This is a genomic window from Dysosmobacter sp. (genome assembly GCF_052306735.1).
Lineage (GTDB): Bacteria > Bacillota > Clostridia > Oscillospirales > Oscillospiraceae > Oscillibacter.
In genome coordinates this window covers 24027-43681 of the sequence record NZ_DAWBAJ010000017.1, presented here as the reverse complement: position 1 = coordinate 43681, position 19655 = coordinate 24027, and the positions used below count along the sequence as shown (strand labels likewise).

At 62.2% G+C, this 19655-nt stretch carries 18 protein-coding genes; 13 read left to right on the top strand and 5 right to left on the bottom strand.

The genetic code is table 11. From position 1 onward, the window contains the following. The first annotated feature begins 342 nt into the window (after positions 1–342). The 12 genes from ACT67G_RS06285 to ACT67G_RS06230 all read left to right on the top strand — a co-directional run bounded on the left by ACT67G_RS06285 (position 343) and on the right by ACT67G_RS06230 (position 14027). Positions 343–756 (top strand): EamA family transporter, encoded by a 414-nt coding sequence (locus tag ACT67G_RS06285; protein ID WP_326214936.1) that lies wholly within the window; start codon positions 343–345, stop codon positions 754–756. 51 nt (positions 757–807) lie between these two features. Continuing rightward, entirely contained in the window at positions 808–1572 is a 765-nt protein-coding gene (locus ACT67G_RS06280; protein ID WP_443663541.1) for a hypothetical protein, read from the top strand. Between the two features lie 34 nt (positions 1573–1606). Then, positions 1607–3019, top strand: a complete 1413-nt coding sequence (locus tag ACT67G_RS06275) for an MBOAT family O-acyltransferase (protein WP_443663539.1) — start codon at positions 1607–1609, stop codon at positions 3017–3019. A 16-nt stretch (positions 3020–3035) separates the two neighbouring features. Then, positions 3036–4229, top strand: coding sequence for an alginate O-acetyltransferase AlgX-related protein (locus ACT67G_RS06270; RefSeq protein WP_443663537.1), 1194 nt, complete (start codon positions 3036–3038; stop codon positions 4227–4229). Positions 4230–4236: 7 nt separating this feature from the next. After that, positions 4237–5112, top strand: a complete 876-nt coding sequence (locus ACT67G_RS06265; RefSeq protein WP_443663536.1) for a DMT family transporter — start codon at positions 4237–4239, stop codon at positions 5110–5112. Positions 5113–5115: 3 nt separating this feature from the next. Beyond that, positions 5116–5616: a Cys-tRNA(Pro) deacylase gene (ybaK, locus tag ACT67G_RS06260; protein ID WP_326214941.1), complete on the top strand. Its 501-nt coding sequence runs from the start codon at positions 5116–5118 to the stop codon at positions 5614–5616. A gap of 84 nt (positions 5617–5700) precedes the next feature. Then, positions 5701–8529, top strand: a complete 2829-nt coding sequence (gene uvrA / locus ACT67G_RS06255) for an excinuclease ABC subunit UvrA (protein WP_443663534.1) — start codon at positions 5701–5703, stop codon at positions 8527–8529. A 69-nt stretch (positions 8530–8598) separates the two neighbouring features. Beyond that, the gene (gene era / locus ACT67G_RS06250) at positions 8599–9498 is read left to right on the top strand and encodes a GTPase Era (RefSeq protein WP_443663533.1); all 900 of its coding nucleotides are present in this window, start codon (positions 8599–8601) and stop codon (positions 9496–9498) included. A gap of 257 nt (positions 9499–9755) precedes the next feature. Beyond that, on the top strand, positions 9756–10532 hold the full coding sequence (gene recO / locus ACT67G_RS06245; RefSeq protein ID WP_443663531.1) for a DNA repair protein RecO: 777 nt from the start codon (positions 9756–9758) through the stop codon (positions 10530–10532). Positions 10533–10580: 48 nt separating this feature from the next. After that, complete coding sequence (locus ACT67G_RS06240; RefSeq protein ID WP_443663529.1) at positions 10581–11048, top strand: hypothetical protein; 468 nt, start codon at positions 10581–10583, stop codon at positions 11046–11048. 35 nt (positions 11049–11083) lie between these two features. After that, positions 11084–13477 (top strand): endonuclease MutS2, encoded by a 2394-nt coding sequence (locus ACT67G_RS06235; protein ID WP_443663527.1) that lies wholly within the window; start codon positions 11084–11086, stop codon positions 13475–13477. A 58-nt stretch (positions 13478–13535) separates the two neighbouring features. Further along, positions 13536–14027: a GNAT family N-acetyltransferase gene (locus ACT67G_RS06230; RefSeq protein WP_443663526.1), complete on the top strand. Its 492-nt coding sequence runs from the start codon at positions 13536–13538 to the stop codon at positions 14025–14027. Between the two features lie 75 nt (positions 14028–14102). Here the strand turns inward: ACT67G_RS06230 and ACT67G_RS06225 are convergent, their stop codons facing one another. Genes ACT67G_RS06225 through ACT67G_RS06205 form a run of 5 tightly spaced genes read right to left on the bottom strand, consistent with a single transcriptional unit; the run spans position 14103 to position 18849 of the window. Further along, on the bottom strand, positions 14103–15539 hold the full coding sequence (locus ACT67G_RS06225) for a DUF4340 domain-containing protein (RefSeq protein ID WP_443663524.1): 1437 nt from the start codon (positions 15537–15539) through the stop codon (positions 14103–14105). After that, positions 15526–16242: a hypothetical protein gene (locus ACT67G_RS06220; protein ID WP_443663522.1), complete on the bottom strand. Its 717-nt coding sequence runs from the start codon at positions 16240–16242 to the stop codon at positions 15526–15528. Before ACT67G_RS06220 ends, ACT67G_RS06225 begins: the two co-directional genes overlap by 14 nt. Continuing rightward, on the bottom strand, positions 16200–16982 hold the full coding sequence (locus ACT67G_RS06215; protein WP_443663520.1) for a DUF7088 domain-containing protein: 783 nt from the start codon (positions 16980–16982) through the stop codon (positions 16200–16202). Before ACT67G_RS06215 ends, ACT67G_RS06220 begins: the two co-directional genes overlap by 43 nt. Next, positions 16982–17845, bottom strand: coding sequence for an ABC transporter permease (locus tag ACT67G_RS06210; protein WP_325246968.1), 864 nt, complete (start codon positions 17843–17845; stop codon positions 16982–16984). Before ACT67G_RS06210 ends, ACT67G_RS06215 begins: the two co-directional genes overlap by 1 nt. Then, positions 17842–18849, bottom strand: coding sequence for an ABC transporter ATP-binding protein (locus ACT67G_RS06205; protein ID WP_443663518.1), 1008 nt, complete (start codon positions 18847–18849; stop codon positions 17842–17844). Before ACT67G_RS06205 ends, ACT67G_RS06210 begins: the two co-directional genes overlap by 4 nt. 202 nt (positions 18850–19051) lie before the next feature. Here ACT67G_RS06205 and ACT67G_RS06200 point away from each other — a divergent pair, with 202 nt between their 5' ends. Next, positions 19052–19567: a TetR/AcrR family transcriptional regulator C-terminal domain-containing protein gene (locus tag ACT67G_RS06200; protein ID WP_326214953.1), complete on the top strand. Its 516-nt coding sequence runs from the start codon at positions 19052–19054 to the stop codon at positions 19565–19567. The last annotated feature ends 88 nt before the right edge of the window (positions 19568–19655 follow it).

Genomic DNA, 19655 nt, shown 5'->3' with positions numbered 1-19655 from the left:
GGGGAAAAGTAGCTTCCTTCCCGGACCGGGAGACTCGGGCCACGGACTCGAACCGCCGGGAGTCCGGCGTACAAGCGCTTTGCCGGAGGCAAAGCCTTGAACCGGACGGAATTCACTTCCGGCCGGTTGGTGAAATGACAGGGCTCCCGCCCGCGAAGCCGAGTGGGATGGTACGCAGCTGTGCTGCGTGACCGGATCATTGAGCTGCGGGGGGAGAAGTAAGGGGCTTCCCGGCGGCAGAAAGCGCGCTCCAATGTACCAGTGAAACGCAACCGACCAGGGATCCACGACCGTCCCTCGGGATGGCCCGGAGATAAATAAATCAAACGGGGAGTTGGTATCATGTGGTTCGTATTTGCCATGCTGTCGGCGGTGTTTGCCGCCCTCACGTCTATCCTGGCCAAGATCGGCATTGAAAATGTCAATTCCAATCTGGCCACTGCCATCCGCACCTTGGTGGTGCTGGTGATGGCCTGGGGGATCGTGCTCATCACCGGAAAAATCGGAGAGATCTCCAATATTTCGGGGCGCAGCTGGCTGTTTCTGGTGCTCTCCGGGGTGGCCACGGGTCTTTCCTGGCTGTGCTATTACTACGCCCTCCAGCAGGGGGACGCCAGCAAGGTGGTGCCGGTGGACAAGTTCAGCGTGGTGATCTCCCTGGTGCTGGCCTTTGTGGTGCTCCATGAGCAGGTGGACGCCAAGACCATTCTGGGGGGCGCCCTCATCACCGCCGGCACGTTCGTGATGATTTTGTGAAACAAGCCAGTGTGTTCCCTTGAAATCCAGTGCCCTGATTAGGAGGACGTTATGGAAGAAGAGCGCACCCGATTACAGAAGATCGTTCTGCTGGCCCTGGCAGTCATGGCGGTGGTGTTTGGAATTTTGATGATCGTTTCCAAGCTCCACCCCGGCCTCCTGCTGGACGGCGCCCTTTTAAGACCCACAGAAACTGCGGACACTGTGACTTACGCGGGAAAGCTCCACGGGGAGCAGGTCTCCCTCTCCGTCCGGACCGAGAGCGACACCGTCACCGTCATTAGCTGCGAGACGGAAAGCGGCGGCAGTGACGTCTACCGGATGGAATACCCCCTGGCACCCATTTTGGCGGTGGACGGCTTTGCCCAGGGGGAGATGGTGGACGGCATTCGTATCACGAAAAACGAGGCCGTGCTCTTTACCGGCGGCTATGACCGGAAGGTCAAGCCCAGTGAAGCGGGCTGGTATGATACCCAAGGCCGGTGGGATCAGGGCGCTTTCGGGGAGATCACGGTGGGGAGTGTGGGGCAGAGCAGCCCTCTGGACCTGAACATACAGGACGTGGTGTGGTTAGGCAACGGCCCGGAGCTGACGGCCCGGGGCAGCTGGGCGCTCTATGCCGTGATGCTCCTTTGTTCTCTGGTGCTGGCGCTGGACGCGGCGTTCCCCCTGGCCCTGTTCTACTGGCAGCACATGTGCGACGTCCGGGATCCGGAGCCGTCGGATTTTTACCTGATGATGCAGCGGATCGGCTGGGTGGTTTACCCTGTTTTGATTTTCATCGGCTACATCTGGGCACTGCGGTATCTGCCGTAGGGTCCGCAACCTTCCACAAAGGAGACGCAAAACCATGGCCTTTAACTCAATGGCGTTTTTATTCGGATTGCTGCCGGCGGTGCTGGTGTGCTACTTTCTGCTGCCCGCCCGTTGGCGCACCGGGCGCAACTGGGTGCTGCTGGTGTTCAGCCTGGCCTTCTATGCCTGGGGCGGCGTGCGGATGGTGCCCTTCCTGGTGTTGAGCATCCTGCTCTACTGGGGCGGCGGACTGCTGGTAGCGCCGGGACGATCCCACCGGAAGGGGTGGCTCATGGCCTCCCTGGTGGTGAACGTGGGCATCCTGGCCTACTTCAAGTACACCGGCTTTCTGCTGGAGAATCTGAACGCCCTGGGCCTTGGGGTGACGGTGCCGGAGATCCTGATGCCCGCGGGCATCTCCTTCTACACGTTCCAGGGCATCTCCTACCTGGTGGACGTATACCGGGGCACCGTGGCCGCGGAGCGGAATTTGCCCCGCCTGGCGCTGTACTTCGCCTTCTTCCCCCAGATGATCCAGGGCCCCATCCTCCGCTACGGCGACATGGCGGCGGAGCTGCGGCAGCGGCGGGAGAGCCTGGAGGACGTAACAGCGGGCCTCACCCGGTTCTGCTTCGGCCTTGCCAAGAAGCTGCTGCTGGCGGACGCCCTGGGCCAGGCGGCGGACGCGGCCTTTGCCTCCGGCGACCGGCTGACGGTGGGCCTTGCCTGGATCGGCGCCGTGGGGTACACCCTACAGCTCTACTTTGACTTCTCCGGCTATACGGACATGGCCATCGGCCTGGGCCGGGTGTTCGGCTTCCGCTTGCCGGAAAACTTCAACTATCCCTACATCACCCGCTCCGCCGGGGAGTTCTGGCGCCGCTGGCACATGACCCTCTCCTTCTGGTTCCGGGACTATGTGTACATCCCCCTGGGCGGCAACCGCTGCGCCCGGGGCCGCCAGATCGTGAACATCCTGGTGGTGTGGATGCTGACGGGCCTGTGGCACGGGTCCGCCTGGACCTTTGTGGCCTGGGGCCTCTATTACGCGGCGCTGCTGCTGGGGGAGCGGTTCCTCTGGGGCAAGGCGCTGGAAAAGCTGCCGGGGGCGGTGCGCCACCTCTACGCCCTGGTGCTGGTGATCGTGGGCTGGGTGTTCTTCCGCTCCGCCACCCTCACCCAGGCCGGGCAGATGATCGCCGGCATGTTCGGCTTTGCCCCCGGCGGTGCCTGGAGCGGGGAGACCACCTACTACCTGTTGCAGTTCCGGTGGGAGTGGATCCTAGCCATCCCGGCGGCCCTGCCCGTCAAGCCCTGGCTGGAGGGAAAGCTCACAAAGGCCGATACCGCCCTTACCCGGGGCGTGCTTCTCTGGGGGCCGAAACTCCTGGCGGGGGTGCTGCTGGCATTGTCCATTTTGCGGCTGCTGAGCGCCACCTTTACGTCGTTCTTGTATTTCCAGTTCTAAAGAGGAGGGCCCATTCATGAAACGTTTTGCCCAAGTGGCCTTCCTGGCCTGCTTTCTGGCGGTGATCCTGGCGGTGCCCGCCGGGACGCTGCTCTTTTCCAAAAACAACACCTCCGCCTACTATGAAAACCGCGCCCTGGCGGAGTGGCCGGAGATCACGGCGGAGGGCATCCTGGACGGGAGCTGGGCCCAGAGCCTGGAGACCTGGTACTCCGACCATGCCCCCGGCCGGGCTACCCTCCTGAAGATGGATACCTTCCTCTCCATGGATGTGCTGCACCGTCCGGTGGTCAACGACATCGTCACCACGCAGGATGTGCTCTTGCCCTTCCTGGACTATTCGGAGTACACCCCCGCCGCCTACGAGGCCACGGTGGACTCCATGGCGGTGCCTTTCTCCAAGCTGAACCAACACATCCAGGACTGCGGCGGCAGCTTCTACTTCGTGGGCTTCCCGGAGCAGCGCATTTACTTCGAGGATGAGTTCCCCGACTATCTCAACAACCACGAAAATGAGGCGGAGGCGGCGGACACCATTTTCCGGGAGGCCCTGGAGGACGAGGGCATCGCCTTTTTGGACATGGGGGAGGTCTATGACGACCTGGGCCACCCGGCGGACTTCTACTCCACCGTGGACCACCACTACAATTACTACGGCGCCTACGCCGCCTACCGCTCCATCCTGGACACCCTGGCGGCGGACGGCTGGGAGCTGCCGGTGCTGACGGAGGAGGACTTCACCTTCCGGGAACTGCCCAACCCCTACATCGGCTCCCGCAACCGTAAGCTCTATAACCTCTGGCCCAACGAGGACCGGGCGGTCATCGCGGAGTTGAAAGACCCCATTGCCTACACCCGGTACGATAACGGGGAGCTCTCGGACAAGCCCCTCTACGTGCTCCCGGCGGCGGAGGAGCTGCCCACCACCTACAATCTCTACATGGGCGGGGACTTTGGGGAGACCATCCTGGAGACCAACCGGCCGGAACTGCCGGATGTGCTGGTGTTCGGGGACTCCTTCACCAATGCTCTGGAGACCCTGCTCTACACCTCCTTTGACGAGATGCGCTCGTTGGACCTGCGGCACTATACCGATAAGACCCTCCGGGACTATATCACGGACTACCAGCCGGATATCGTCATCTGCGTCATGAACGACACCTTCTACTACACGCCCACCGGAAACGGCGACGTCTGGCCGGAGGAGTGAGGCGGCCATGGAGACGGAGACGAAAAAAACGCCCCGGGGCGCGGCGGCCAGCATTCTGGCGGCTGCGGCCCTGTGGGGCATCATCGGGGTTTGGAACCGGCGGCTGATGGCCGGGGGCCTCTCCCCGTACTCCATCGTGGTGGTGCGCAACTGCGGCGGGCTGGTGCTGCTCTTGGCGGTGATGGCCCTCCGGGACCGCTCCGTGTTCCATGTGGAGCGGCAGCATTTGAAGTACTTTTTCGGCACCGGGGTGGTGAGCGTGGTGCTCTTCACTGTGTGCTATTTCTCCTGTCAGGAGATCTGCTCCCTGGCGGTGGCGTCCATCCTGCTCTATACCGCCCCGGCCATCGTGGTGGTGCTCTCAGCCCTTTTGTGGCGGGAGCCCGTCACCAAAAAGAAGCTGCTGGCCCTGGGGCTGACATTAGTGGGCTGCGCCCTGGTGTGCGGTGTGTTCTCCGGGGCGCTGACGGTGACGGGAGGCGGCATCGCGCTGGGACTGGGGGCGGGGGTTTTCTACGCTCTGTACAGCATTTTCGGCCGGTACGCCCTGGCCCACTATGGCCCTATGACCGTCACCGTGTGGACCTTCGTCTTTGCGGGCGTGGCCTCCCTGGCGCTGGTGCGCCCGGCGGAGCTTGCCGCCCTGGCCCAGCCCTCCCTGGCTCTGACGGCGGTGGGGCTGGTGGTGTGCTCCACGGTGCTGCCCTACATCCTCTATACCCGGGGACTTGCCCGGGTGGAGGCGGGAAAGGCCAGCATCCTGGCAAGTCTGGAGCCGGTGGTGGCGTCGGTGGCAGGGGTGGTGCTCTTTGGGGAGCCCATGAGCCCCCTCACCGCCGCCGGAATCGTGTGCGTATTGGCCGGCGTGTATATTTTGAGGTAAAGTATGGCAAAGCATAAGGAAGAAAAAACAAACGTCATGCGGGTGCTGGATCAGAAGAAGATCCCCTACACCGCCCATTTCTACGAGGACAGCCAGGGCCCCGAGGGGACCCGGGAATACGGCGTTCATGTAGCCCAGGCCCTGGGGCAGGACCCTGCCCGGGGCTTCAAGACCCTGGTGGCCCGTGGCGCTTCCAAGGGCATCTATGTCTTTGAGGTGCCGGTGGCGGAGAATCTGGATCTGAAAAAAGCCGCCCGGGCGGTGGGGGAGAAGTCCATCGAGCTTTTGCACGTGGCGGAGATCAACGCCGTCACCGGCTATATCCGGGGCGGATGCAGCCCGGTGGGCATGAAGAAGCACTATCCCACCGTGTTTCACAAGACGGTGACGGACTATGAGACCATCTATATCTCCGCTGGAAAGATCGGCGCCCAGGTAGAACTGGCTCCCGGCCCCCTGCTGGAACTGCTGGGAGCCGAAACGGCAGACCTCATCGTGGAGTGAATCGAAACGCACCGGGAGGCGGGAACCTTCAGCTGCCCCGGTATAGCGCGTTTCCATGAAACACAAAAGGAGACAAACACGTATATGCAGGATAAGATCATCGTCAAGGGCGCCCGGGTCAACAACCTGAAAAATATCGACGTCACCATCCCCCGGGACAAGCTGGTGGTGATGACGGGCCTGTCCGGCTCCGGCAAGTCCTCCCTGGCTTTCGACACCATCTATGCCGAGGGCCAGCGGCGGTACGTGGAGAGCCTCTCTTCCTATGCCCGGATGTTCCTGGGCCAGATGGACAAGCCCGATGTGGACTATATCGAGGGACTTTCCCCCGCCATCTCCATCGACCAGAAGACCACCAGCAAGAACCCCCGCTCCACCGTGGGCACGGTGACGGAGATCTACGACTATTTGCGCCTTCTCTGGGCCCGGGTGGGCACGCCTCACTGCCCCAAGTGCGGCAAGGAGATCCGCCAGCAGACCATCGACCAGATCATCGACCAGGTGCTTGCCCTCCCTGAGGGCACCCGCATCCAGGTGATGGCGCCGGTGGTCCGGGGCAAAAAGGGCGAGCACGCCAAGGTGCTGGAGGACGCCAAGCGCTCCGGCTATGTCCGGGTCCGGGTGGACGGGAACCTCTACGAGCTGGACGAGGAGATCAAGCTGGAGAAGAACAAGAAGCACTCCATCGAGGTGGTGGTGGACCGGCTCATCATCCGGCCGGACATCCAGCAGCGCCTGACGGACAGTGTGGAGACCGCCTCCAATCTCTCCGGGGGACTGGTGGTCATCAACCTCCTGCGGGAGGAGCAGGACCTGATGTTCTCCCAGAACTACGCCTGCGAGGACTGCGGCATTTCCATCGAGGAGCTCATCCCCCGGATGTTCTCCTTCAACAATCCCTTCGGCGCCTGCCCCACCTGCACGGGCCTGGGCAGTCAGCTGAAGGTAGACCCTACCCTGGTGGTGCCGGACCCCACCCTCTCCATTCTGGAGGGGGCCATCCAGGCCAGCGGCTGGAACAACATCCGGGGCGACGGCATTTCCCGGATGTACTTTGACGCCCTGTCCAAGAAATACGGCTTCAAGCTCACCACCCCCTGGCAGGAGCTGCCGGAGGCGGTGCGGGATATCATCCTCTACGGCACCGGCGGGGAGAAGCTGGAGCTCCACTACGACCAGCCCCGGGGCAAGGGGGTCTTGCAGCAGCCCTTTGAGGGCATCTGCAACAACGTGGAGCGCCGCTACCGGGAGACCCAGTCCGACGCCAGCCGCAAGGAGCTGGAGGAGCTCATGGGGGAGTGCCCCTGCCCGGAGTGCAAGGGCCGCCGCCTGAAAAAGGAGTCTCTGGCGGTGACCGTGGGAGACTTGGACATCTTCTCCTTTACGGAGATGTCCGTCACCGACGAGCTTGCCTGGTGTGAAAAGCTGGAACTGACAGAACAGCAGATGCGCATTGCCGCCCGGATCTTAAAGGAGATCAAGTCCCGCCTGGGCTTTTTGCAGTCTGTGGGCCTGGGGTACCTGACCCTCAGCCGCTCCGCCGCCACCCTCTCCGGCGGCGAGAGCCAGCGCATCCGCCTGGCCACCCAGATCGGCTCGTCCCTGATGGGCGTCCTCTATATCCTGGACGAGCCCTCCATCGGATTGCACCAGCGGGATAACGACAAGCTCCTGGCCACGCTGAAAAATCTCCGGGACTTGGGCAATACCCTCCTGGTGGTGGAGCATGACGAGGACACCATGCGCGCCGCCGACTACCTCATCGACATCGGCCCCGGCGCCGGCGTCCACGGCGGCGAAGTGGTGGCCGCCGGCACGCCGGAGGAGGTCATGGCAAATCCCAATAGCCTCACAGGTCAGTACCTCTCCGGAAAGAAGAAGATTCCCGTCCCCACGGAGCGCCGGGCAGGCAACGGGAAATTCCTGAAAGTCATCGGCGCGGCGGAGAATAACCTCCGGCACATTGACGTTACCTTCCCCCTGGGGACTTTCACGGTGGTCACCGGCGTCTCGGGTAGCGGCAAGTCGTCGCTGGTCAACGAGGTGCTCTTCAAGCGCCTGGGGGCGGAGCTCATGCGCATGAAGGTCCATCCCGGCAAGTGCGATCGCATCGAGGGCATCGAGCACCTGGACAAGGTGGTGGACATCGACCAGAGCCCCATCGGCCGCACGCCCCGCTCCAACCCCGCTACCTATACGGGCCTCTTCAACGACATCCGGGACCTCTTCGCCTCCACACCGGAGGCCAAGAGCCGGGGCTACGGCCCGGGCCGGTTTTCCTTCAACGTCCGGGGCGGCCGGTGCGAGGCCTGCTCCGGCGACGGCGTGCTGAAGATCGAGATGCACTTCCTGCCGGACATCTTCGTCCCCTGCGAGGTCTGCAAGGGCAAGCGCTACAACCGGGAGACCCTGGAGGTCCGCTACAAAGGCAAGAGCATCGCCGACGTGCTGGAGATGACGGTGGACGAGGCGGTGGAGTTCTTCTCCGCCCTGCCGAGGCTCCGCAACAAGCTCCAGACCCTCCAGGACGTGGGCCTGGGGTATGTGAAGCTGGGTCAGCCCTCCACGGAGCTCTCCGGCGGCGAGGCCCAGCGAGTGAAGCTGGCCACAGAACTCAGTAAGCAGGCCACCGGCCGCACCATCTATATTCTGGACGAGCCCACCACCGGCCTTCACAGCGACGATGTGCGCAAGCTTCTGGAGGTTTTGCAGCGCCTGGTGGACACCGGCAACACCGTGGTGGTCATCGAGCACAACCTGGACGTCATCAAGTGCGCCGACCATCTCATCGACCTGGGCCCCGAGGGGGGCGACGGCGGCGGCACCATTGTCTGTACCGGCACCCCCGAGGAAGTGGCCGCCTGCCCGGAGAGCTTCACGGGCCAGTATCTGAAAAAGGTACTGGAGCGGTAAAAGAAATCGTTTCCAGCTGAAAACTTCATACAAATAATTGCTCAAATCAAAGAAAGTTGAGGATCACCTATGTCTAACATCAAAAACGTCGCCATGATCACCGTCTGCGGACGGCCCAACGTGGGTAAGTCCAGCCTCACCAACGCCTTGGTGGGGGAGAAGGTGGCCATCGTCTCCAACAAGGCCCAGACCACCCGCAACCGGATTTACGGCGTGGTGAACCGGGAGGATACCCAGTATATCCTGCTGGACACCCCGGGCCTCCACAAGCCCCGCTCCGCCCTGGGCGAGTATATGGTGAAGGTCGTCACCTCCAGCCTCTCCGACGTGGACTGCGCCCTGCTGCTGGTGGAGCCCATCGCCCATGTGGGCGGGCCGGAGCTCTCCCTCATCAACCGCATCCGAGAGGAGCACATCCCCTGCATTCTGTGCATCAACAAGATCGACACCGTGGAGCCCGCCGCGCTGCTGCCGGTGATCGCCGCCTACAACGAGGCCTGGGATGGCTTTGACGCCATCATCCCCATCTCCGCCCACAAGGGCTCCGGCCTGGAGGATCTCATGCACGAGCTGCGCAAGTACGCCCAGGAGGGCCCCCAGCTCTTCCCGGACGGCCAGACCAGCGACCAGCCGGAGCGGCAGGTGATGGGGGAGATCATCCGGGAGAAGCTGCTGCTCTGCCTGGATAAGGAGATCCCCCACGGCACCGCTGTGGAGATCAACCGCTTTTCCGAGCGGGATTCCGGCGTCATCGATGTGGACGCCACCATCTACTGCGAAAAGGCCAGCCACAAGGGCATCATCATCGGCAAGCAGGGGGCCATGCTGAAAAAGGTCAGCTCCCTGGCCCGCCACGACATGGAGAAGTTCATGGGCACCAAGGTGTATCTGGAGACCTGGGTGAAGGTCAAGGAAAACTGGCGGGACAACATGAACTATGTCCGCAGCTTCGGTTATCAGGACGAGTAAGGCCGGAGGCGGCGTTATGTTTTGAAGCTGCATCCGCATATTTCCACCCATAGGATTCGACGTTTTTCGGAAGACTATCCCTAAAAGGAGGTCTCAGACATGGACGCCGAATCCTATTGGGAACTGTTCTGTATGACGGGAGAGCCGCTGGCCTACATGCTCTACCGGACGGCGGAGGAGGGCGATCAGCCCCCTGCCGCACAGTGAACCAAACGATCCCGGGGCCTTGTCCCCGGCTACATAGGGAGGGAGCGCACGTGGCGTCCACGCCGTATCTGGTGCTTCGGGGCGTCGTATTGCGGGAGACGCAGACCAAGGAAGCGGACAAAATTTTGACGGTGCTGACAGCGGAGCGGGGACGCATCGCCGTCATCGCCCGGGGCGCCCGCCGCAAGGGCTGTAAATTTGCTGCTGCGGCCCAGCCGCTGGTGTGGTCCGAGTGGACCCTCTACCAAAAGGGGGAGTGGTACTACGCCAACGAGGGCACCACACTGGAGCTGTTCAACGGCCTGCGGGGGGATCTGGAGGCCATGGCCCTGGGCTTTTACTTCGCGGAGCTGACGGAGGCCGTTACCAGTGAGGAGTCTCCGGCGCCGGAGCTGCTGCGCCACCTGCTCAACGGGCTCTATGCCCTCTCCGCCCTGCACCGGCCCCACGCATTGGTGAAGGCGGCCTTTGAGCTGAAGCTATTATGCCTTTCCGGTTACGAGCCTCTGGCAGACGGATGCGCCTACTGCGGCTGCCCGGACCCGGAGGAGCCGCTGCTGGATGTGGTGCAGGGTGTACTGCGCTGCCGCAAGTGCGGCGTGAAGGAGAGTGCCCTCTCCATGCCCCTTTGCCGGGACTCTCTGGCGGCGCTGCGGCATATCGTCTACGGGGATCCCAAACGGCTTTACAGCTTCACCCTGGAGGGCAAGGCCATGGAGCGTCTGGCGGGCGCGGCGGAGGCATTTCTGGCCGCCCAGCTGGAGCGGGGATTCCGGACCCTGGACTTCTACAAGAGCCTCCAGCCCCCGGATTTGCCTGCTCAATAAGATACAATTTGTATTATTTTGATAGAATTATACGATATGGAACGAAACATGACAGAATTTGTCCTGGGCAACTACCGCCTAGCGGTGGATGTGGAAGCCACCCGGGCGTACTACGCCGCCCATCCCGGGCCCTGGATCACCTGCGAGTGCGACGGGTGCCGGAACTTTGCAGCGGCGGTAGGGAAATTGCCTCAGGCGGTGCGGGACTTCTTTGACGCGCTGGGCCTGGACCCGGAGAAGCCGGGGGAGCTTATGTACTACCAGGGCACGGAGAAAGACCTCTCCGGCGGCGGGTGGTACCATCTGGTGGGTACCGTTCTGGAGGGTTCCTCCCGACCCGGGGACTATGAGGTGTTCCCGGCGGGGTGGTACGATCTGGGGGCGGGGTTCTCCGTTGGCTTCAAGAATGACTGCGACCTGCTGCCCGACGACTTCCCCCGGCCCTGCTTCCAGATGGAATTCGAGCACACCATGCCCTGGGTGCTGGAAATCCCCAACCCTTATCTTTATGAATGACCATCCAGTGAAACCCCTTGACAGGAGATAGAGCTATGAGCGAACTGTTTGAAAAATCCATCCGCACCCTGGAGCTGCCCCGGGTGCTGGAGCTTCTGGCGGAGCAGGCCGTCAGCGCAGAGGCCAAGGCCCGCTGCCGCCGCCTGCGGCCGGAGACGGAGCCGGAGGAGGTACTGCGCCTGCTGGATCAGACGGACGCGGCCCGGCAGATGATGGGTCTGCGGGGCAGTCCCTCCTTTTCCGGCGTCAAGCCGGTGGCGGAGGCTCTGGACCGGGCGGACCGGGGCGGCAGCCTCAATCCCCACGAGCTGCTGACCATCGCGGACCTGCTGACCGCCGCCCGCCGGTGCAAGGAGTACTTCAACGTCGACGCGGCAGAGAAAACAGCCATCGACCACCTGTTTTTGTCCCTCCACGGCAACCGCTTCCTGGAGGAGAAGATCAAGCGGTGCCTGCCTGACGAGGACACCGTGGCGGACGCCGCTTCCCCTGAGCTGGCGGATATCCGGCGGCACATGCGCTCGGCCCAGGCCAAGAGCCGCCAGATCCTCCAGCGGGTCATCTCCTCTCCCAGCTACGCCAAGATCCTCCAGGAGACCATCATCACCCAGCGGGACGGCCGCTTTGTGGTGCCGGTGAAGGCGGAGCACAAGGGGGATCTGCCGGGCCTGGTCCACGATATCTCCTCCACAGGCGCCACCCTCTTTGTGGAGCCTATGGGGGTAGTGCAGGCCAACAACGAGTATATCGAGCTCCAGGCCAAGGAGCAAAAGGAGATTGAGCGGATCCTCTCAGAACTCTCCGCCGAGGCCGCTGCCCACCGGGAGGATATCCAGTGGGACTACGACGCCCTGGTGCACCTGGACGTGATCTTCGCCCGGGGCCAGCTGAGCTATAAGATGGAGGCCGCCCGACCGGAGGTCCGCCGGGACGGGGTCATCTACCTGCGCAAGGCCCGCCATCCGCTGCTGGATCCCAAGCAGGCGGTGCCCATCGACATCCAGCTGGGGGACACCTTTGACACCCTGGTCATCACCGGCCCCAACACCGGCGGCAAGACCGTCACCCTCAAGACATTGGGCCTCCTGACCCTCATGACCCAGTGCGGCCTCCACATTCCCGTGGGGGACCGCAGCGTCATCTCTGTATATGAGCGGGTGCTGGCGGACATCGGCGATGAGCAGAGCATCGAGCAGAGTTTGTCCACTTTCTCGGCACATATGGTCAATATTGTGAGCATTTTGCGGGAGGCGGACCGCTGCAGCCTCATCCTCTTCGACGAGCTGGGAGCCGGTACGGACCCGGTGGAGGGCGCGGCGCTGGCCATCGCCATCATCCAGCGGGTGCGCTCCCTGGGGGCCCGGGCCGCCGCCACCACCCACTATGCCGAGCTCAAGACCTTTGCCATGACCACGGCGGGGGTGGAGAACGCCTCCTGCGAGTTTGACGTGGAGACCTTGCGGCCCACCTACCGGCTGCTTATCGGTATCCCCGGCAAGTCCAACGCCTTTGCCATTTCGGCGCGGCTGGGCCTGCCTGCGGACGTCATCGAGGATGCCAAGGCCCAGATGAGCGGCGAGAGCGTCCGGTTCGAGGACGTCCTCACCCAACTGGAGGCCAAGCGCCAGGCACTGGAGAAAAAGGAGCTGGAGGCGGAGCGTCTCTACCGCCAGCGGGAGGAGGACGCCCGCAAGGCCCGGGAGTTCCGGGAGCAGATGGAGCGGGCCAAGGATAATGCCCGCAGCCGGGGCGAGGCGGAGGCCAAACGCATCGTCCGGGATGCCCGGGCCGCCGCGGACCAGGTGTTCCAGGAGCTCTCCGACATGCGCAAGGCCCAGGCCAAGGCGGACCGGGCCCTCAACGACAACGAGGCCCGGGCGGCGCTGCGGCGCAAGCTCAACGAGGCGGAGGACGCCATCAGCAAGCACGATGCCCGGCAGGAGCCCATCCCCAAGCCCAGCCGTCCCATCCGGGAGGGCGATCTGGTGGAGATCCCCGGCGTGCGGACCCCGGCGGAGGTGGTCTCCGTGGGCAAGGACGGCACGCTGCAGCTCAAGGCCGGCGTGCTGAAGATGAAAGCCAAGGCAAATGAGGTCCGGCTCATTGAGGACGACGAACGGGCCGCCCGGAAGAAAAATCCCTCGGTGTCCATCCGGCAGAATGCGGACCGTGCCCTGCGCACTTCCGCCAGCCGGGAGCTGGATATCCGGGGCCTGGAGACCCTGGAGGCGGAGAGCGTGGTGGAGAATTTCCTCTCCGCCGCCGTCATGGGCCATCTGGACACCGTCACCATCATCCACGGCAAGGGGACTGGCGCATTGCGCAAGGCCGTCCACGCTGTCCTGCGGCGCAACAAGGCCGTCAAGGACTTCCGGCTGGGGGTCTACGGCGAGGGCGAGTCCGGCGTCACCGTGGTCACGTTGAAATAACCAATCCACCCCGTCCGCCTGATGGGCGGGCGGGGCGCCTTTGAGAGGGGAGAATCCTATGGAATTGACCTTTCGCTTTGCCCAGGAGGCGGACACGCCCCTGATCCTGCGCTTTATCCGGGATCTGGCGGAGTATGAACACATGGCAGACCAGGTGGTGGCGGATGAGGCCACGTTGAAAGAGCAGCTCTTTGACCGCCGGGGGGCGGAGGTGCTCTTTGCCCTGGAGAATGGGAAAGAGGTGGGCTTTGCCCTGTTTTTCCACAATTTCTCCACGTTCCTGGGTCGGGCGGGGCTGTATCTGGAGGATTTGTACGTCCTGCCGGAGCACCGGGGCAAGGGGTACGGAAAGGCTATCTTCCGCCGTCTGGCCTCTATCGCCCGGCAGCGGGGCTGCGGCCGCATGGAGTGGTGGTGCCTGGACTGGAATGCCCCCAGCATCGCCTTTTACCGCTCCCTGAGCGCCCAGCCCATGGACGAGTGGACGGTGTACCGCCTCACGGGAGAGGACCTGGAGCGCCTGGCGGAGCCGGAAAGCGGCGCGGATTAATTAAACAGCAACGCCCCCGGAACCATGTTGGTTCCGGGGGCGTTTTCTATGTTTGCCGGGCGTTTGTGGAAACCGTCAGTTCAGCACGATGGCGTTGACGGCTTCCACCAGGTCCACCACAGCGCTGCGGGAGACCAGGCAGACGGGCTCTCCATCCACCACTGCCAGGCAGTTGGTGCCGTCGTAGCGGTAGAGGTCGATGGTAACGGTGGGGGCGCCCTCCAGGTCCAGGTGGACCGTCAGGCTGATCTCCTCCTTCTGGGAGGGAGTCTCACTGGTGAAGCTGTCCGCCGTCAGGGCCTCCAGTGCTGTCTGCAGGTCGGCGATGTCCAGCTCTTCCTCCTGATAAGAGTAGGTGCGCTCGTCGGAATCTCCCGCGGAGGTAATGGTGTAGTCCTTGCCCTCCAGGGAGATGTCCATCTGGCTGATATCGGCGAAGTCCGCCGGAAGCACCTCCGGATGGCGCAGGTCGTCATAGCCGCAGGCCATGAGGGACTCGTACTCCTCCCCGGTGATCTGATAGAGGATCTGGGAGCTGCCTACCCGCACATAGGCGGTGATCTCCTCTTCCTCTTCGTCCTCCGCATCGGAGTCATCGGTGCTCTGGCTGTCTGTCTCCGTCTGGGCGGCGGCACGTTCATCGGGATCCCGGCTGACATACAGTGTCACGGAGCCCGACACGTCGTTGCCGTCGTCATCCTCCGTGGTGTAGTCCACCTGGACGGTGGCCTCGGGGTCATCCAGGCCGCAGTTTTGGATCTCCTCCTCCGTTGCGTTGTAGGTGACATAGTTGGTCAGGTCCAGGGACGACATGGTGTACAGATAGTCCTCCACCCGGTCGGTGTCCAGGGGGACCTTGTCTCCACTCCGCTGGGTGAAGTAGACATCATCGCTCCGATAGGTGTCGGTGGTGTTGCCCTCCTCATAGACGGCGGTATAGTCGTCGGGGCCGGAGACGCTCAGCTGGGTGATGGTATCCAGATCGGGGATCTCGTCATTTTGGATCAGCTCGCTGAGCTGGGCGTCAAAGAGGTCCAGGGGGTCGTCTGCTACCAGGTACACGTTGCCATCCCCGATGGAGACATAGCGCTGGGAGTCCATGGTGCTGTAATCCCCCAGGAGGATGGTGTAGTCCGTATCCTCTGTGGAGATGTGGATGGTGCAGGTGGGATCGCTCAGCCCGTACTGGCCCAGATCCTCCGCGTCCTGGATGATAAAGGCGGCGCCGAAGGAGGCAAAGGGATCCAGCAATTCGGCAATCTTGTCCTGATCCACCGGGAAGGCGTCGTCGCCGTCATAGGTCCAGGTGCCGTCCTCCTTGCGGAAGGCCAGGGACTGGCCGTCATACTCCCAGGAGAGGTCGGTGACGGAGTCCGTGGGGAGCTCCAGAACCACCTCGCCGCTGTTTTGGATGTTCTCCTTGCGGGCTTCGTACCGGGTGACGCCGAAAGTCACAAGACACGCCACCACCAGTATGCCCGCCAGGATATAGAGCTTTTTATACCGGTTCATTCTGAAGCCTCCTTCTTCTGATTACCACGCCGATGCCGATGCCAAGATACACCAGCGGGAACACGCCGATCATCATCACCTTCAGAAGAGAGGAGGTGGAGTCGCTGATGGTCAGGTAATTGTAGTTGAGGGACTTGCTGCGGATGGCCATGGCCTCACTCTCGCCGATCAGGGAGGACAGGGCGTTCATGCCCAAATTCACGTTGGCGCCGGAGGAATAGGCGTTGTAGGTGTCGTCCAGAAAGCTGGAGGAGGCGAACCACACCATCCGGCCGCCGCTGTCGGAAACATCCACGGAGACCGCCAGGGAGAAGGGACCGTCGATATCCCCGTCCTCCTTTTCGTAGGTGGACATCTCATATCCCGCCACCTTGCTGAAAGCGGTGTCGGAAGTGGTGAGCAGGCTCGTCACCGTGGCGCCGGAGGGCGCCTCGCCCACCGTCAGGCCCAGGGAGAGGGGCATGATGGGGAAGTAGTGTTCCTCCATCAGCGAGTCCGTAATGTCACTGCTGTTCATGTCCGGCATCAGAGCAAAGGGAGCCTGGAAGGCGTAGTGTTCCCGGTCGCCCTCCACCACAATGCCTTCATTGGCGGTGACGCCGTAGTCGGCAAGGAGGCTGTAGAGGTTTTCCAGGCTGCCCTCCTCCACGGGGCCCGCCATCACCAGCAGCTTGCCGCCGCCGGAGACGTAGTCCGAGAGCATATCCTTCTCCTCCGTGGAGATGTCGCTGGTGGGGCGTAGATCACCACGCAGTCGGCGTCCTCCGGGACGGCGTCCACCGTCAGCAGGGAGAAGGTCTGAAGCTCCATGTTCTCCTTTTCCACCTGGTCGGAGAAGGTGGAGGGCAGATCCGCCTCGCCGTGGCCCTCCAGCACGTAGACCTGGGGCTGGTCTGCGTTGACCACGTAGTCGATGGCGGAGGTGATGGCGCCCTCGCCGTCGAAGGAGGTGTTGTAGGAGTAGGTGGTAAGGTCTGCCTGGGAGAGGTAGATGTCATCATAGGCAATGTAGCGGTAGCGGTCGCCGCACTCCACCACCAGGCTGTTGTTTGCCACCGTTTCGTCGGTGTACTGCTGGGCAAAGGTGGGGTAGATGTCAGGGTTCTTTTTCTCCACCGTAATATGGTCGGAGAGGCTCTCGTACTTGCTCAGCAGGTTTTCGATGACGTCGTCCTCCTCGCCGGACTGGACGATCCAGTAGATGGTGACGTCGTCCTGCAGGGCGTTGACCACCACCTTGGTGTTGCTGGTGATGGAGTAGAGCTTGGAGGCGCTGATGTCGTACTTGGTGAGGTTGGTGGGCAGCGCCGAGACCAGAATGTTCACCACCACCAAAAGAGCCAGAACCACCGCCGTCATCATCAGGGAGTAAGAACCGCCCTGGAAGGCGATGCGGTTTTGCTTGACCCCACCGGAGCGGCGGGGGAGTTTCAGGTCTTTCATCAGTTATACCTCCTCTTCTCCAGGGACTGCACCGATAGAAACAGGAAGAAGACGATCACGGAACCGTAGTACACGATGGCGGTCATGTCGAACACGCCGTTGACGAATCCCGTAAACCGCTCAAAAAGAGACAGGGTCTTCATGATCTGGGGCAGCAGTCCCTCCAGCACCGTGTTGTCCAGCAGGTAGACTGCCACGATGGCAAAGACCAGCACGAAGCTGACCCAATAGGCAAGGTTTCCGTTGCCCGTCACATAGCGGATCACCAGGCCCAGGGCCAGGATCAGCACGATGAGGGCCACCGCGGAGCCCATGGCGGTGGAGGAGACGTACTCGGAGAGGCTGACGCTGTAATAGTTCAGCAAAATCACGGCGATGCCGATGCCTGCCGCCAAGCCCTGGTTGTCCGTCAGGGAGGAGATGAAGGTCCCCAGGGCGATGAGGGCGGCGCCCATGATGAAGAAGGCCAGGATGGAGCCGTAGGAGGTCAGCAGGTACACGTCTCCGAACTGGGCGAAGACCAGGGGATAAAGGGAAATGATGGCCAGGGGAATGAGATAGAGCACCAGCAGCGCCAGGTACTTGCCCAGAATCACCTGGGTGGTGGTGATGGGCAGGGAGTAGAGCAGCTGGTCGGTTTTCTGCCTGCGCTCCTCGGCGATGACCCGCATGGTCAAAATGGGCACGATCACCACGAAGATCAGACTGCTGAAGTTCAGCACCAGCTCAAAGCTGCTGACCGCTGCCTGAATGTTGTAGAGTACCGCGCCGATGCCCACAAAGGCCAGCAAAAACGCCCCGAAGACATACGCCGTCAGGGAGTGGAAGTAATTTCTCAGTTCATGTTTCAAAACCGCAGTCATTGCGCCCTCTCCTCACTTTCCGGAGCCTCCGCTGCTGCCGCGCCTTCCGGGGCGGCGGGGGCTTCCTCGTTCTTTTCCGTCAGCTCCAGGAAGATGTCCTCCAGATTGGCTTTCTTCAGCGACATCTCCAAAAGGGGTTTGTGCTTCTCCGCAAAGGCGAAGAACAGCGTCCGGGACACGGCGTAGATGTCCTCCAGATCCGTTTTGATGTGGGCCGTCACAAGACGGGATTCCTCCGCCGTCACCTGGATCTCGGTGAGATGGGCGATCCGGGAGAGGATCTCCTTGGTCTCCTCCACCGTGGCATCGGTGGTGAGGGTGATCTCATTGGGGGAGAGGAGCTGGTGTTCCAGGTTCTCCGGGGTGTCGAAGGCTACCAGCTGTCCCTTGGAGATGATGAGGATCTTCTCACAGATGGTCTGCACCTCCGAGAGAATGTGGGAGCTGAAGATCACCGTGTGGGTCTTTCCCAGTTCCCGGATCAGGTCCCGGATCTCGATGATCTGGATGGGATCCAGGCCTACGGTGGGCTCATCGAGAATGATGACCCTGGGATTTCCCAGCAGGGCCTGGGCAATGCCTACCCGCTGCTTATAGCCCTTGGACAGGGCGGAGATGCTGCGGTTTTGTACGTCCTCCAGCTTGGTCTGGCGGATCACCTGGGCGATCTGGCCGGTGAGCTCCGTGCCCCGCAGGCCCTTGGCCTCTCCCACGAAGCGCAGGTACTCGGCGGGCGTCTCGTTCATGTAGAGGGGCGGCTGCTCGGGCAGGTAGCCCATGAGCTTTTTGGCCTTTTCCGGCTCTTCGAAAATATCGTGGCCGTCGATCCGCACGTGGCCCTCGGTGGCGGAAAGACAGCCGGTCATGATGTTCATGGTGGTGGATTTTCCCGCGCCGTTGGGGCCCAGGAACCCGTACACATGGCCTTCCCCAATCTCAAAGGAGAGATCGCGGACGGCTGTGAAATCACCATAACGCTTGGTTAAGTGTTGCACCGTTATCATGGTTGACCTCCTCGCTGCTGTGCGTGTCAGCACTCATTTGGAAAGGATTGTAACAGTGCAGTCTGAAATGATGCTGAAAGCCCCGGCAAAAAATGAAGGGCTTTTGGATGGGTCTGCATCCCCGTGGACAGGCGGCTTGAGACGTGGTACAATGAACCAAAACCAGGCGGCTGCAGGATGGAGGAATGGGATGCCCGTTGATATGAAAGTTGTGATCGCCACTGCCTTTGGGCAGATGGCCCGGAAAAAACCCATCGACAAGATCACCGTCAAGGATCTGGTGGAGCAGTGCGGCATCTCCCGGCAGGCTTTTTACTATCATTTTCAGGACATTCTGGAGGTGATGGAGTGGAGCATCCGCCAGATGGTGGAGAGCACCCTCCAGACCAGTCTCCGGGCCGAGACACCGGAGAAGGCCATCGAGGCCTTTGTCAGCGTGGCGGCGGAGCACGGGGAGCTGCTGCTGCGGCTGCTGGACTCCCAGCGCCGGGCCCAGATCGAGCGCGTCTTCGTGGAGGCTCTGCGCTCCAATATGCGCCGGCTGCTGAGCGCCAAGCGGCCGGATCTGGCCGTCAACCATCAGGATCTGGAGGTGGCGCTGAATTTCTGCGCCTACGGCATCGCCGGGGTGCTGTTTGAAAACTGCAAAAACCGGGACTTGAATGTGGAGCAGCTCTCCCGGCAGCTATCCCAGCTGCTCTCCGGAAATCTCATTTGAACGCTTTGGACAGATCCCCCCGGGTGTCAAAATTCTTGACATCCGGGGGGATCTGTCTATACACATGGGCCAAAGTGCAAATGGCGCT

Bases quoted from the DNA above. Each gene is read 5' to 3' on its own strand.
- era (WP_443663533.1), top strand. From the start codon at position 8,599: ATGTCTAACATCAAAAACGTCGCCATGATCACCGTCTGCGGACGGCCC.
- ACT67G_RS06265 (WP_443663536.1), top strand. From the start codon at position 4,237: ATGGAGACGGAGACGAAAAAAACGCCCCGGGGCGCGGCGGCCAGCATT.
- ACT67G_RS06230 (WP_443663526.1), top strand. From the start codon at position 13,536: ATGGAATTGACCTTTCGCTTTGCCCAGGAGGCGGACACGCCCCTGATC.
- ACT67G_RS06205 (WP_443663518.1), bottom strand. From the start codon at position 18,849: ATGATAACGGTGCAACACTTAACCAAGCGTTATGGTGATTTCACAGCC.
- ACT67G_RS06270 (WP_443663537.1), top strand. From the start codon at position 3,036: ATGAAACGTTTTGCCCAAGTGGCCTTCCTGGCCTGCTTTCTGGCGGTG.
- ACT67G_RS06200 (WP_326214953.1), top strand. From the start codon at position 19,052: ATGAAAGTTGTGATCGCCACTGCCTTTGGGCAGATGGCCCGGAAAAAA.
- ACT67G_RS06210 (WP_325246968.1), bottom strand. From the start codon at position 17,845: ATGACTGCGGTTTTGAAACATGAACTGAGAAATTACTTCCACTCCCTG.
- uvrA (WP_443663534.1), top strand. From the start codon at position 5,701: ATGCAGGATAAGATCATCGTCAAGGGCGCCCGGGTCAACAACCTGAAA.
- ybaK (WP_326214941.1), top strand. From the start codon at position 5,116: ATGGCAAAGCATAAGGAAGAAAAAACAAACGTCATGCGGGTGCTGGAT.
- ACT67G_RS06215 (WP_443663520.1), bottom strand. From the start codon at position 16,982: ATGAAAGACCTGAAACTCCCCCGCCGCTCCGGTGGGGTCAAGCAAAAC.
- ACT67G_RS06240 (WP_443663529.1), top strand. From the start codon at position 10,581: ATGACAGAATTTGTCCTGGGCAACTACCGCCTAGCGGTGGATGTGGAA.
- ACT67G_RS06225 (WP_443663524.1), bottom strand. From the start codon at position 15,539: ATGAACCGGTATAAAAAGCTCTATATCCTGGCGGGCATACTGGTGGTG.
- ACT67G_RS06285 (WP_326214936.1), top strand. From the start codon at position 343: ATGTGGTTCGTATTTGCCATGCTGTCGGCGGTGTTTGCCGCCCTCACG.
- ACT67G_RS06220 (WP_443663522.1), bottom strand. From the start codon at position 16,242: ATGCTCTCGGACTACGTCTCCGGCGGCGGCAAGCTGCTGGTGATGGCG.
- ACT67G_RS06235 (WP_443663527.1), top strand. From the start codon at position 11,084: ATGAGCGAACTGTTTGAAAAATCCATCCGCACCCTGGAGCTGCCCCGG.
- ACT67G_RS06275 (WP_443663539.1), top strand. From the start codon at position 1,607: ATGGCCTTTAACTCAATGGCGTTTTTATTCGGATTGCTGCCGGCGGTG.
- ACT67G_RS06280 (WP_443663541.1), top strand. From the start codon at position 808: ATGGAAGAAGAGCGCACCCGATTACAGAAGATCGTTCTGCTGGCCCTG.